The organism is Methylobacter sp. BBA5.1 (assembly GCF_000746145.1).
In the GTDB taxonomy this organism is placed as follows: domain Bacteria; phylum Pseudomonadota; class Gammaproteobacteria; order Methylococcales; family Methylomonadaceae; genus Methylobacter; species Methylobacter marinus.
On record NZ_JQKS01000011.1, the window covers coordinates 94267 to 106521 of the forward strand.

Genomic DNA, 12255 nt, shown 5'->3' on the forward strand with positions numbered 1-12255 from the left:
CCGAACATGAAATTGTAGGTGCGAATTCACTTGTGCCCCTTGGGTATTCGCACTATGAGGATACCAACAGTAGGCGCCCTAGGCGAATCCGCACCTACATCGAAAATCATTTGCACACCTTGAGGAAGTTATTCTATGCATGCTCCTAACTGGAAGGCCGATTTTTTAAAGCAGACCGACGAGGCCGGCATCACGGTCGAACAGCTCGCCATCGGCCCGGCAGACCTGTGGCAGATCGCCAGCGATGACTGGCAACGGTTTGCGCAACTGGCCTTGCAGCACAACTTGCGCTGGGCGGCCGGCTGGGCCGAGCAGGCGCGGGAATGGTTTTTGATCAACGCCTGTTTCGAAAAAGAGGGCCGCTACGTCCTGCTGCGGACCCGAGTCCATAACCCGAAACCGGAACTGCCTTCGCAGGCCACGGTATATCCGGCCGCCAGCCGCAGCGAGCGCCATACGCAGGATATGTTCGGCGTGAATTTCGCGGGCCATCCCGACAACCGTCCCTGGACCCGGCACAAGGCCTGGCCCAAAACCCGCTATCCGCTGCGCAAGGATTTCCCTGTTCAGGGCGAGCCGGAAGCGGTCACGCCGCCCGATCGGGATTATCCGTTCGTCAAGGCCTACGGCGCGGGCGTTTATGAAATTCCGGTCGGCCCGGTTCATGCCGGCATTATCGAACCCGGCCACTTCCGCTTCCAGGCCGTGGGCGAGACCATTTTGAATCTGGAAGAACGCCTCGGCTACGTGCACAAGGGCATCGAAAAAATCGCCGAAGGCCGGACGCCCGAGCAACTGGCGCGCCTGGCCAGTCGGGTCTCGGGAGACACCACGGTCGGCCATTGCTGGGCCGCCTGCCTGGCCATGGAACGGGCCGCCGGCATCGAGATTCCGCCGCGCGCGGCTTTGATACGCGGTATTCTGGCCGAGCGCGAGCGGGTCGCCAACCACTTAGGCGACATGGGCGCGATCTGCAATGACGTCGGCTTCGCTTTTGCGCACATGCAGTTCGCGCGCCTGCGGGAACTGTGGCTGCGCTGCAATGAACAACTGTTCGGCCATCGCCTGCTGATGGACCGGATTGTGCCGGGCGGCGTGGACTGTGATGTATCCGAACAGGCCGGTATCGCCATCAAGCGAGGAATATACCAATTGAAAGTTGAACTGGGCGAAGTCCTGCCGGCGCTGGATCTGAATTCATCCCTGGAAGACCGGCTCTACACGGCAGGCTTGCTGCCGGAAGCCATCGCCGCCGCCTTCGGCGCCCTGGGTTTTGTCGGCCGGGCCAGCGGGCAGGATTTCGACGTGCGCCGCGATGCGCCCTACGCGCCTTACGACCGCCTGACGGTCAAGGTGCCGGTGGAAACGCAGGCCGATATCGCCTCGCGCTTCTGGGTCAGGTACAAGGAGATCAGCGTCGCCCTGAAACTGATCGGGCAATTTATCGATCTTTTGTCGCCGGGCGATCTGCGCAACGCCTGGAAGACACCCGAAGCGGGCCGTGAAGGTCTGGGCATCGTCGAGGGCTGGCGCGGCGAGATCATCGCTTATATTCGCTTCGATGCCGACAACGCCATTGCCCGCTTCTATCCGCGCGATCCCAGCCAGCTGAACTGGCCGGTACTGGAAAAGCTGGTGCTGGACAATATCGTCCCGGATTTCCCGGTCTGCAACAAATCCGTGAATGGCTCCTATTCGGGCCATGATTTATAGGAGAGGCACATGCTGAGATTGTTCAAAAAAATCCTGACCACCGGCGTGGTCACCGAACCGGTCAAGGCGCCGAAAGATGATGAGCTGGAACAGCTCGGCATCAAGATCAAAAGCCATATCGACCGGAAATTCTCGGGCAGTATCGCGATCAGGCAAGTCGACGCCGGCTCCTGCAACGGCTGCGAACTGGAGATCCATGCGCTCAACAATCCCTTCTATGATATAGAACGCTTCGGCATCCATTTCGTCGCCTCGCCGCGGCATGCCGACGTGCTGCTCGTGACCGGCCCGGTATCGCGGCACATGCAGACCGCATTGCTGCGCACCTATGAAGCGACGCCGAATCCGAAATGGGTCATCGCGGCCGGCGACTGCGCCGCCTGCGGCGGTGAATTCGGCGTGTCCTACGCCAGCTGCGGCGCGGTAGCCAATGTCATCCCGGTGGATATGGTGATTCCCGGCTGCCCGCCGACGCCGCTGGTATTAATGAAGGGACTGCTGGGATTGATGCGCAAGTAGGGTAGGCATCGCGTACCGTTTTTCCTGTGCGGATAAATTCGCACCTACGGGATTACCGGAACAACCGCAAGGTCCATTTCCAATTCCGGGATGAACCGTAGGGGCGGACCTGCGTGTCCGCCCTGTGTCCGGTGCACGACAGGTTACCGGGAAACCATTGGCCGAGGGGGAACTGTTGGGCAAGGGCGAACACATAGGTTCGCACCTACAGCACCGGCAAATAATTCGGAACGATTTCTTAGGATTCGGCTAAAAATAACATCCCGATGCCGCTTTTTATGATCCCCGTGGGAGCGATGCCCTCATCGCGACTAAAGACACCGCAAGTCGCGATGAGGGCATCGCTCCCACAGACGCCGTTTAAAATAAGACAGTTATTGATTACCGAATCCTTAACTTGATGACAGCGGCTGCGTACCCTACATGAGTTTCCAATCAGCCGGTATAATCCCCATGAAGCAACGCGGCAATACCGGTTTGCTGCTCTTGCCTTGTAACAAAAAATTAAATCATGAAATTAAGAATAATGAAGACTTCAAAAATGCGGCTGATTTTACCGCTGCTCCTCAGCCTGACGCTTTCCGATCCCATTGCCGCCAAGACCGCGGAAGATTTCCAGACCTGGGGCAATATAACGGCCACGGGCAGCCTGGGCGTTCTCAATCCCGATCTGAAAAGCTTCAAATACTGGCTCGAAGGCCAGGGCCGGTTCGGCGAGGATACCTCTCGCTTCTCGCAGGGCATGCTGCGTACCGGTCTCGGCTATGCGTTGAATGACAATACCACTGTCTGGCTGGGTTATGCCTTCATTCCCACCGAGGAACCCTTCGCGGCCACACCGGTTGACGAACACCGTATCTGGCAGCAATTGCTGTGGAGCGAGACATTCTCGTTCGGCACGATCACCAGCCGCAGCCGCTTCGAGCAGCGCTTCGTGCAGAATGGCGAGGATGTCGGCTGGCGTTTCCGGCAGTTGCTGAAGCTGTCGAAACCCTTGCCGTTCGCGACCGATTTCAGCCTGGTGCTTACTGACGAGTGTTTCGCCAATCTCAACCGGACCGACTGGGGCGCCGACGACGGTTTTGACCAGAACCGCGTATTTGCCGGCGTCGGCTACAATTTCGATAAAAGCACCCGAACGGAAATCGGTTATATGAATCAATACATCCGCAAGGCCGTCGGGCCCGACCGCATGAGTCATATCCTCTCGGTTAATTTATATTTGAATTATTGAGGCCAAAGGCGCAAGGTGACAGAGCTGTCTTGCCTGGCGCCTTATAACACCCATCCCTGAATGAAATCACTCTTTTATCGCCCCGTTCAACTGCGCGGCCTTGCTTTTCTGGGGCTGTTGCTGCTGGTGCTGGCCATTCTCGGCGGCATGATCTGGCGCAATCTGCATCGCTTCGAAACCGTGCTCTCGTACGCCACTTACTCTCATCGCATCCAGAATGTCTCGGTGGGCCTGCAGCAATCGCTGATCGAATATCTGACCGAAGCGGTGCCGGCCTCCCCTTCGGCGGCGCTGGACAAAACCCTGGACGAAATGAATGCATTGATGGCCGAGCATCGCCATTTATCGGCAAAAACCCGAAAAAGCCTGGAAACGGTACGCAACCTGCTGGTCGATGTCGGCAAACTGGACCAGCTGGAGAAAAACACGCGCCTGATCGCGGCGCTGAAGGTCATGAGTGAAACGCTGGATAACGAAACGCTGCAGCGCGAGTACCTGCTGGAGAACATCAGCCGCACCACGGAGACCGAACTGTACCTGGCGCTGCTCATCCTGGCCTGGACCCTGATCGTGGCCGTGCTGTTTCTGCGCAGCCGCATCCTGCATCCGCTCAACGACTTGAAGCAGCTTTTGCAGCGCCTGACGGAAGAGAGCTATACGCCGATCACGACCGATCATCTTGATCCGCTGCTGCTGCCGGTATTCAACAGTTACAATGAGATGGTCAAGCATCTGGCGGAACTGGAGGAAGCCAAGCGCCTGCACGCCCAGTCCCTGCAACAGGAGGTCAAACTGGCCACGCAGGCCCTGCTGGAACAGCAATCAAGTCTGGCGCGGGCGGAGCGGCTGGCGGCGGTAGGCGAAGTGGCCGCGGAACTGGCGCATGAAATCCGCAATCCCCTGGCCGGCATTCAAATCGCGTTCAGTAATTTTCGCCGTGAAATTCAGGCGCCGGACCAGCAGGAACGACTGGATATGATCGGCGATGAGTTGAAACGCCTGGCCCGGCTGCTCAACGAGATGCTGGACCAGAGCCGGCATTCGCCGGAGCCGGCAACCGAATTCGATGCGGCTGCGCTGATCCGCGACCTGATCATGCTGACGCGCTATCAGATTGCCGAAACCGTGCATCTGGAAATCGACGCGCCCTGTCCGCTGCCGGTACAACTGCCCGAGAGCGCGCTGCGCCAGGCCCTGCTGAATTTGATCCTGAATGCCGTGGAGTCTCTGGAAGGCGGCACCGGCGTGGTCTGCATCAAGGCCCGCAAGGATACACAGGGACTCCATATCGATATCATCGATAACGGCCAGGGTTTCCCCGAGGATATGCTGAATCACGGCATCCGGCCGTTTCGCACCAGCCGCCAGCGCGGTACCGGCTTGGGGCTGGCCATGGTGCAACGTTTTGTCAAAGACATGGGCGGCAGCATCCGGCTCAGCAATTATCAGCCGCATGGCGCTTGCGTGTCGCTCATACTGCCGAATACTTCCCTTATCGGAGATCAAGCCTGATGGAAACCTTGCTGATTATCGAGGACGAAAAACTGCTGGGCTCGGAGCTGTGCCGCCACTATCGGCAATCCGGCTGGGAGGTCGTGCTGGCGACCTCACTGGCCGAAGCCGGGAAATTGCTGCTTAAAGAGGCGCTGGAACCTTTGCTGATTCTGTCCGACATGAACCTGCCTGACGGCAATGCCCTGGACTTCATGGAAAAAACCCAAAAGAGCATCAGCCATGCCGAATGGCTGTTCCTGACCGGCTACGGCAGCGTGCCGGATTCGGTTAGAGCCTTGCGTCTGGGCGCTTATGATTTTCTGGAAAAGCCCTGCGATCCGGATCGCCTCGATCTGGTCGTCAACAGCGCGGCCCGCGGCGCGGCGATACAGCGCCGGGTCATTGACCAGGCACGGCAAGGGCACCGGCGTTATTCGCCGGATGCCTATGTCGGGTCGAGCCGGCAAGCGCGCAATATCCGGGCATTGCTGACGCGCCTGACCCAGGTACCTTTCAGCGCCTTGATCATTGGCGGCGAAACGGGCACCGGCAAGGGGCTGGCGGCGCGCATCCTGCATTATGGCGGCGTCAGGGCGCAACAGCCGATGATCGAAGTCAATTGCGCCGCTTTGCCGCGCGAACTGCTGGAGTCGGAATTGTTCGGCCACGAGCCCGGCGCCTTCACCGGGGCCTCGGGACGCCATCGCGGCCTGCTGGAACAGGCCGACGGCGGCACGCTGTTTATGGACGAGATCGGCGAAATGCCGCTCGATTTACAGGCCAAACTGCTGAAAGCGATCGAGGATCATAAAGTACGGCGCCTGGGCGGCGAGAAGGAAATCACGGTCGATGTGCAGATTATCGCGGCCAGCAATCAGGATTTGGAGAAGATGGTACGGGAAGGCGGGTTCCGCGGCGATCTCTATCATCGGCTGAACGTTTTCCGCGTGATGCTGCCGCCTTTGCGCGAAGCCAGGGAGGATCTGGACGAACTGGTGCCGTTGTTCGTCGCCGAGTACAACGCCAAGGCCGGGCGCCATGTCAAGGACATTCCCGAACCGGTCTGGGAGAAACTGCGCGCCCATCACTGGCCCGGCAATGTCCGCGAATTGCGCAACGTCATCGAGCGCTGCGTGCTGTTCGCCGACGGTCCGGTCTTTCCGGCTCAGTGGCTGCAGTTGCCCGGCCAGGAAAGCACGGCTTCGGACAGTTCGATGGTTGAACCGAAAGACAGGATTTGCCTGCCTTTGGACGGCAGCATGGCGCTGGAAGAGATGGATCGTTTCATCATCAAGACCGCCCTGGAGCGGGCCGACAACAACCTGACCGCCGCCGCGCGGGCACTGGGCACGACACGGGAAACACTGCGCTACCGGGTGCGCAAATATAATCTTAAAACGGCGAATTGATTCTGGCGCCTGACACGGCTTTGCTGATTTTTTTACAAAAAAACGGGCAGTCCGACATTGATCTGGCGGACTGCCCTCCTCTAAAAGCTGACGGTTCTATCTGTAATAGTCGTATTGCTGAGGGTAATTCTGCTGTTGAGGGTAATTCTGCTGTTGAGGGTAACCTTGCTGTTGGGGGTAACCTTGCTGTTGGGGGTAACCTTGCTGTTGGGGGTAACCTTGCTGCTGGGGATAACCTTGCTGCTGGGGATAACCTTGCTGCTGCGGATAACCTTGCTGCTGCGGTTGCCCCTGTTGCTGCGGATAACCTTGCTGTTGCGGTTGACCTTGCGGTTGAGTACCCGGTTGGCTGCCGGCACTCGGATTAGCGACAATGGCCAGTTCCACGCGGCGATTCTCTGCTCGGTTGGCTTCGCTGGTATTAGGCAGTTTTGGCTCACGCTCACCCATGCCCTGCTGGGTAATGCGCGAATAATTCACGCCACGCTGGGTTAAATAGCTTGAAACGCTGGAAGCGCGTTGCTCGGATAACCTCTGATTATAATTATCGGCCCCGATATCATCGGTATGGCCGGTAATACTGATTCTGGAATCCTGATACTGGTTTAATACATTAGCCACTGAATCCAGCGCGGATTGGGCCTGCGGTGTTAAATTGGAGGAATCAAACCCGAATGTCACATTGTTCGGCATGGTCAGGTTCAGCGTATTCTCGGCTGTTCTTTGAACCTCGATACCGGTTCCCTGCAGTGAATCACGCATCTGTTGTTCCTGGCGGTCCATATAAGCGCCAACCGCCGCGCCAACCGCGCCACCGGCCAAAGCGCCCCAACCGGCATTCGCCAGGTCATTGCCGCCAAACAATGTACCAGCACCGGCACCTACCGCAGCCCCTATGCCTCCCCCCTTGGCAACATTACTTATCCGTGACTGGCCGGTGTAAGGGTCCGTTACACAAGCTGTCAATAAAGCGGAACTGATACCGATAACTAATAATTTTTTTTTCATAATCGCACAGCCTTTGGCTAATTTTGTAAAGATAATATCTGTGTCTCTCTGAGATTTTCAGCTGGAAACAATTGGATATTATAGAACACGGTTCAAAAATTTAAGTTCAAAATACGATATTCATACAATGTCTTTTTGAGTGCTAAAGATTAATGATTTTTCATGAACTTTAACTGAACATGATTAAAACGGCTGATGAAAGAGTTTTTAAAAACCAGAATCCGGTTTAATCAATGGTATTCCGATATATAAATGAAATCAGCGTCTATATTGGGAGGGAATTGATTTTGTATCGTGGAAAGTATGGGTTATGGGCGGCTTAACTTAAGTCGCCTGTCATTATTATTTAGATTTGGCCGTCAATAATACCCCTGTTTCCGCATAGGATGTGCCGGCGCCGGGAGACACATCCTATGGCCCGGTATGCGTTCCCATTTATGCCCTTCAGGGTATATGGGAGCGCGGGAACGAGGGCAAAGGTACGCACTGCGTACCCTACTGTATTTTTCAGGCAGGCTGGTCAGTTCTTCCCCTTCAGATTATTGCCATATCTGGAAGATTTTGATAAACGGCCAGGAAGCTGTGGTTTTCAGTCAAGGCCTTGATAACCGCCGGCAACGGCTCCGGCCGGATTTCCGGAAAATCCCGTTCGAGTTTTTCCGTGACGGCAAATGCCAGCCGCTCGCGCGGCGGGTCAAAACCGGCATTGACGCCGTCCTTATTGCCTCTGGCGTCCATGCGATACCAGTCGTAGTCCCGCAGATAAGCCGCATTCAGTCCATGCAGACAATAAGGCGCGCCGTTGCCTTCCAGACTTAGTCGCTGATAGCACAGCCCGGCCGGGATATTGCTGGCGCGCAGCAAGGCCGCCAGCAAATGGCTCTTCGCGTAGCAATAGCCGGTTTTGTGTCGAAGCACATCGGATGCCCGGCAGGTCACCGGGTTTAAGCGGAAATCCCAACTGTGGCGAATGTTGTCCCTTACCCACTCGTAGCACTTTTTAGCCACGTCATGATCGGATTCGGCGCCATCCGCCAGCCATCTTGCCAGGCTGACGACGTCCGGATGGTTGCAATCGATATATTCAGAGCAGCGAAGATAATTTTCCATAGCAATCTCCAGCCAGGCTACCGGCTCATGCCGGCGCACCGTCACATTCAAAGCTCAACCGGGCGGCAATGGCCGCCAGTGGCGCGGGTCCAATGTCAATGCCGAAATCATCGCGGATGACCTTGCCCAGTTCCCCCGGCGTTTCGATGGCGCGCGTCACTGAAGTACCGGATTGCGTCTCGGTGAAATTCGTGTCGAACAGGCTGATGCGCCCGAACGGCGTACACCGGTTCATCATCAGATGGAACGGAAAAGGCGACTGGCTCCAACTCGAGCAAACCACGTTGGCGGCTTCCAGATCACAGGGACGAACGGAAGCCCGGTCAAAGCCGTACAGTGCGAACCAGCCATCCGGCGTGTGTTTCTCCACCACCAGTTCGTCGAACAGGCGGTCTTGTCTGATGCGGAAAGCCTCTCCGGCCATCGTCTGTTCCAGCCCGGTTTCCAGACGCAGAGGCGCCGGGAAACCGGGGCCGCCGAAACCGGCATCGGCCAGCCACGCGCCGTCTTCGGCCTCGACCAGAAACAACAGGTGCGCGCGAGGTCCGCCTTCCGGCTGCCCCATGCGGACCCGTGCCAGGACAGGCGTATAGCGAAAACCCAACGCGTCCAGGGCCTGCCCGAGCAAACCGTTCAATTCGAAGCAATAGCCGCCCCGGCGGCCATGTATCAGCTTGCGGACAATGGACGCGGTATCCAGGCTAGGCGTAACGCCTAACAGCGGATCGATATTTTCGAAGGCGATAGCCTGAAGCTGTGCGGATTGCAGACGGACGAGCCCCTCTGCTGTCGCCGGGGGCTGACTGATGCCGATATGGCTCAGGTATTGTTCTTTGTTAAATGGCATCGTTAATCCTCAAGCCCGGGGATCACTTCCGTTTCGCGCTGGCCGGCCTCAACCCACTCCCGGATTGCCGGATATTCGAGCACCGTATTCATATAGTCGCGGGCTTCCGCGTTGGTTTCCAATTGATACGTGCGAAAACGCAAGGCCACAGGCGCGAACATGGCATCGGCAATTGTGAACCGGCCAAACAGCCAGGGGCCTCGGTTCCGGTACTGCTGCCGGCATTGTCGCCAGATTTGCCCGATGCGCTCGATATCCTTGTATACCGCATCGGGCAGCTTTTTAGCCGCCGGCAAGCGTCGGCAATTCATGCCGCAATGGGTGCGCAAGTCTGTGAAGCCAGCGTGCATTTCCGCAGCAACCGAGCGCGCCAAAGCCCTTTCCGCCTGATTTTCCGGCCAGGCCTGTGTTTCCGGGAACCGTTCGGCCAGATATTCCATAATGGCCAGCGAATCCCAGACCCTGAGACCGCCATCGATCAACGCCGGCACTTTCCCTGATGGGGAATAGGTGAAAATCTTGCTTTTGGAGTCGGCCTGATACAGCGGAATTCTGATTTCCTCAAAGGCGATGCCGTGGTATTTCAAAAACAGCCAGGGTCGCAAAGACCAGGACGAATAATTTTTGTTGCCTATCACTAAGGTCATGCTCATGGTGTATTAACTCCTTTTACGCTATGAATTACGGTTTATTCTCTTAATAAACCTCAATTTGTTGTCATATCCAGCACAATAATAAGTCCGGGGCCGTTGTACGTCGATGAAAATGATGTTTTTTCGATGTGCTGAAGTTGAAAGACGACAGGACGATCAGGCAATACACTCCATCGGGTCATAACGTTCAAGCTAAACAAAGCATTCAGGTTATTTGATTATCTGGGGCGTGTGTTGTTGCATGGGCAGGAAGCCCGCCCATATACAGCCCATCGAGTGCAAGCTGATCCTGTCAAGCAAGGGATGGAAAATTATTTTCTGATTCCGAGGGGAAACGACCATGGAAAGCACGCGGCTTTACCGCCGAGGCTGCGTACCCTGCCCGAACGGCGGGGGGATAACGGCCGGCAACCGTTTGGGCGCTGTAATGCGCAGTTGCTTGTTGACCTTATAGACGCCGAACACGACCACGATGGCGCTGACATCGACCTGGAACTGCTCCGCCAGAAACCGCACCAGATGCGCCGTGGCCCTGCCGCGCACCGGCGCCTCGGCGACATGAATCTCCAACTGCCTGCCGATGACCTTGCCGATCGCCGTGCGCCTGGCGCTCGGCCGCCCCAGGACATTCAGCACCAGGATATCGCCCTCCCAATGGCAAAACGATGACATGACACCTCCATCAATTGATAAAAACGCTGCCAGCCACGAGAGCAACCCTCATGTAGCCGGCGGATATTGAACAATCGTCCATGTTAATACTCAAAATATCAATCGCAAAGCTCAAAGCCGCGCACGCGTTCCGGCCGAGCATCACTATCATCATTCAGCTTTGCCAATCAGGATTTCATTGCGGCCCGTTTAGCGGGGTCCTGACAAGGAAAAGCGGAACGCTAGAATTTGCCGTTTCACGGGGCGATCCCCAACAACTTGAAATGCGATGATCATGCCCCAGATTACATATGTTACGCAGACCCGGCCTTCACCGTTTGCAACATCAATCCTTACAATAAAACTTGAGAATCTACTGTCTGAAGAAAGCCGACCTGTCTATTCATTGCAGAACTTAACCGTCTTTTATTTACGTATCAAGAGGTTATAACAAAATGAAAATTGCCCAAGTCGCTCCTTTGCACGAAAGCGTTCCGCCGAAAGCCTACGGCGGAACGGAACGAGTGGTTCACTACCTGACCGAAGCCCTGGTGCACCAGGGCCATGATGTCACGCTTTTCGCCAGCGCCGATTCCCGCACCAGCGCCAGATTGCAAGCCATTGTCCCGGCCGCCTTGCGTTTGTCCTCCGAAAAACGCGATCCCCTGCCCTGGCATATGATGCAGTTAGCCCAGGTGAGCAGTGTTGTCGAAAATTTTGACATCATTCATTTTCATACCGACTTCCTGCATTTCCCTTTATGGCGGAAGATGCGGACCCCGCACGTGACAACCCTGCATGGCCGGCTCGACTTGCCCGACCTGAAGCCATTGTTCACTGAATTCCGGGATATGCCGGTCATTTCGATCGCCGATCACCAGCGCGACCCGTTACCCATGGCTCACTGGACCGATACCGTGTACAACGGCATTCCGGTTGATTTGTACGATTTTCAGGCCGAAGCCGGCGATTACCTGGCTTTTCTTGGCCGCATATCGCCTGAAAAAGGCGCTGAAGCGGCTATCGAGATTGCCCTGCGCGCAGACATGCCGCTGAAAATGGCGGCCAAGATCGATGTCGTGGATCGCGAGTATTTTGAAGCCCGCATCCGTCCCCGCCTTAATCATCCCCTGATCGAATACATCGGAGAAGTGGACGAACAGGGCAAGAACGAATTGCTGGGCGGCGCGAAAGCGCTCATATTCCCGATCGCCTGGCCGGAACCTTTCGGCCTGGTGATGATTGAAGCCATGGCCTGCGGCACGCCGGTCATCGCTTATCGCCGCGGTTCCGTGGCGGAAGTCATGAAGGACGGTGTGACCGGCTACATTGTCGAATCCGAGGAACAGGCCGTTTCGGCCATAGACCGCATCGACCGGATCGATCGCGGCGTCTGCCGAAGCTATTTCGAACACAACTTCTCGTCGGACCTAATGGCCAGAAATTACGTCAATGTGTATCAAAAGCTGATCATGCAGCAGGAAAACAGCCTTCCAGGCACCTATCACCTCAACAGGCTGAAAAGCCGGACAATGCCGCAGGGCGCGGTCTGGAAACAACCGCTGGCCGCGACATCGGCCGGCGTTTCCGACAAACTGTAACGACAATTATCGGAGC

11 protein-coding genes are annotated in these 12255 nt (G+C 56.5%); 6 read left to right on the plus strand and 5 right to left on the minus strand.

Annotation, left to right across the window (positions count from 1 at the left end; genetic code table 11):
• The first annotated feature begins 135 nt into the window (after positions 1 to 135).
• From EK22_RS08015 to EK22_RS08035, 5 genes are all read left to right on the plus strand, one after another.
• Positions 136 to 1713 (plus strand): hydrogenase large subunit, encoded by a 1578-nt coding sequence (locus tag EK22_RS08015; protein ID WP_036249706.1) that lies wholly within the window; start codon positions 136 to 138, stop codon positions 1711 to 1713.
• Between the two features lie 9 nt (positions 1714 to 1722).
• Positions 1723 to 2232 carry an NADH-quinone oxidoreductase subunit B family protein gene (locus EK22_RS08020; RefSeq protein WP_020161207.1) on the plus strand — a complete coding sequence of 170 codons (510 nt, stop codon included), beginning with the start codon at positions 1723 to 1725 and terminating at the stop codon, positions 2230 to 2232.
• A gap of 526 nt (positions 2233 to 2758) precedes the next feature.
• Complete coding sequence (locus tag EK22_RS08025; protein ID WP_235209250.1) at positions 2759 to 3466, plus strand: DUF2490 domain-containing protein; 708 nt, start codon at positions 2759 to 2761, stop codon at positions 3464 to 3466.
• A gap of 60 nt (positions 3467 to 3526) precedes the next feature.
• Positions 3527 to 4978, plus strand: coding sequence for a sensor histidine kinase (locus tag EK22_RS08030; protein WP_036249717.1), 1452 nt, complete (start codon positions 3527 to 3529; stop codon positions 4976 to 4978).
• Positions 4975 to 6369, plus strand: coding sequence for a sigma-54-dependent transcriptional regulator (locus EK22_RS08035; RefSeq protein WP_152565036.1), 1395 nt, complete (start codon positions 4975 to 4977; stop codon positions 6367 to 6369). Before EK22_RS08030 ends, EK22_RS08035 begins: the two co-directional genes overlap by 4 nt.
• Positions 6370 to 6465: 96 nt before the next feature.
• On the opposite strand, the gene EK22_RS08040 is transcribed toward EK22_RS08035, so the two are convergent.
• The 5 genes from EK22_RS08040 to EK22_RS08060 all read right to left on the minus strand — a co-directional run bounded on the left by EK22_RS08040 (position 6466) and on the right by EK22_RS08060 (position 10659).
• Positions 6466 to 7377, minus strand: coding sequence for a YiaD family glycine zipper/OmpA-like lipoprotein (locus EK22_RS08040; protein ID WP_036249722.1), 912 nt, complete (start codon positions 7375 to 7377; stop codon positions 6466 to 6468).
• A gap of 534 nt (positions 7378 to 7911) precedes the next feature.
• Complete coding sequence (locus EK22_RS08045; RefSeq protein WP_036249834.1) at positions 7912 to 8487, minus strand: transglutaminase-like domain-containing protein; 576 nt, start codon at positions 8485 to 8487, stop codon at positions 7912 to 7914.
• A 25-nt stretch (positions 8488 to 8512) separates the two neighbouring features.
• Positions 8513 to 9334: an arylamine N-acetyltransferase family protein gene (locus EK22_RS08050; RefSeq protein ID WP_036249727.1), complete on the minus strand. Its 822-nt coding sequence runs from the start codon at positions 9332 to 9334 to the stop codon at positions 8513 to 8515.
• 2 nt (positions 9335 to 9336) lie between these two features.
• The gene (locus EK22_RS08055; protein ID WP_036249730.1) at positions 9337 to 9987 is read right to left on the minus strand and encodes a glutathione S-transferase family protein; all 651 of its coding nucleotides are present in this window, start codon (positions 9985 to 9987) and stop codon (positions 9337 to 9339) included.
• 357 nt (positions 9988 to 10344) lie between these two features.
• Entirely contained in the window at positions 10345 to 10659 is a 315-nt protein-coding gene (locus tag EK22_RS08060) for a DUF167 domain-containing protein (RefSeq protein WP_036249732.1), read from the minus strand.
• 434 nt (positions 10660 to 11093) lie between these two features.
• Here EK22_RS08060 and EK22_RS08065 point away from each other — a divergent pair, with 434 nt between their 5' ends.
• Complete coding sequence (locus EK22_RS08065; protein WP_036249734.1) at positions 11094 to 12239, plus strand: glycosyltransferase family 4 protein; 1146 nt, start codon at positions 11094 to 11096, stop codon at positions 12237 to 12239.
• Positions 12240 to 12255: the final 16 nt, after the last annotated feature.

Excerpts from the sequence above, each read along its gene's own strand:
- EK22_RS08015 (WP_036249706.1), top strand. The coding sequence starts at position 136 with ATGCATGCTCCTAACTGGAAGGCCGATTTTTTAAAGCAGACCGACGAG.
- EK22_RS08020 (WP_020161207.1), top strand. The coding sequence starts at position 1,723 with ATGCTGAGATTGTTCAAAAAAATCCTGACCACCGGCGTGGTCACCGAA.
- EK22_RS08025 (WP_235209250.1), top strand. The coding sequence starts at position 2,759 with ATGAAGACTTCAAAAATGCGGCTGATTTTACCGCTGCTCCTCAGCCTG.
- EK22_RS08030 (WP_036249717.1), top strand. The coding sequence starts at position 3,527 with ATGAAATCACTCTTTTATCGCCCCGTTCAACTGCGCGGCCTTGCTTTT.
- EK22_RS08040 (WP_036249722.1), bottom strand. The coding sequence starts at position 7,377 with ATGAAAAAAAAATTATTAGTTATCGGTATCAGTTCCGCTTTATTGACA.
- EK22_RS08045 (WP_036249834.1), bottom strand. The coding sequence starts at position 8,487 with ATGGAAAATTATCTTCGCTGCTCTGAATATATCGATTGCAACCATCCG.
- EK22_RS08050 (WP_036249727.1), bottom strand. The coding sequence starts at position 9,334 with ATGCCATTTAACAAAGAACAATACCTGAGCCATATCGGCATCAGTCAG.
- EK22_RS08055 (WP_036249730.1), bottom strand. The coding sequence starts at position 9,987 with ATGAGCATGACCTTAGTGATAGGCAACAAAAATTATTCGTCCTGGTCT.
- EK22_RS08060 (WP_036249732.1), bottom strand. The coding sequence starts at position 10,659 with ATGTCATCGTTTTGCCATTGGGAGGGCGATATCCTGGTGCTGAATGTC.
- EK22_RS08065 (WP_036249734.1), top strand. The coding sequence starts at position 11,094 with ATGAAAATTGCCCAAGTCGCTCCTTTGCACGAAAGCGTTCCGCCGAAA.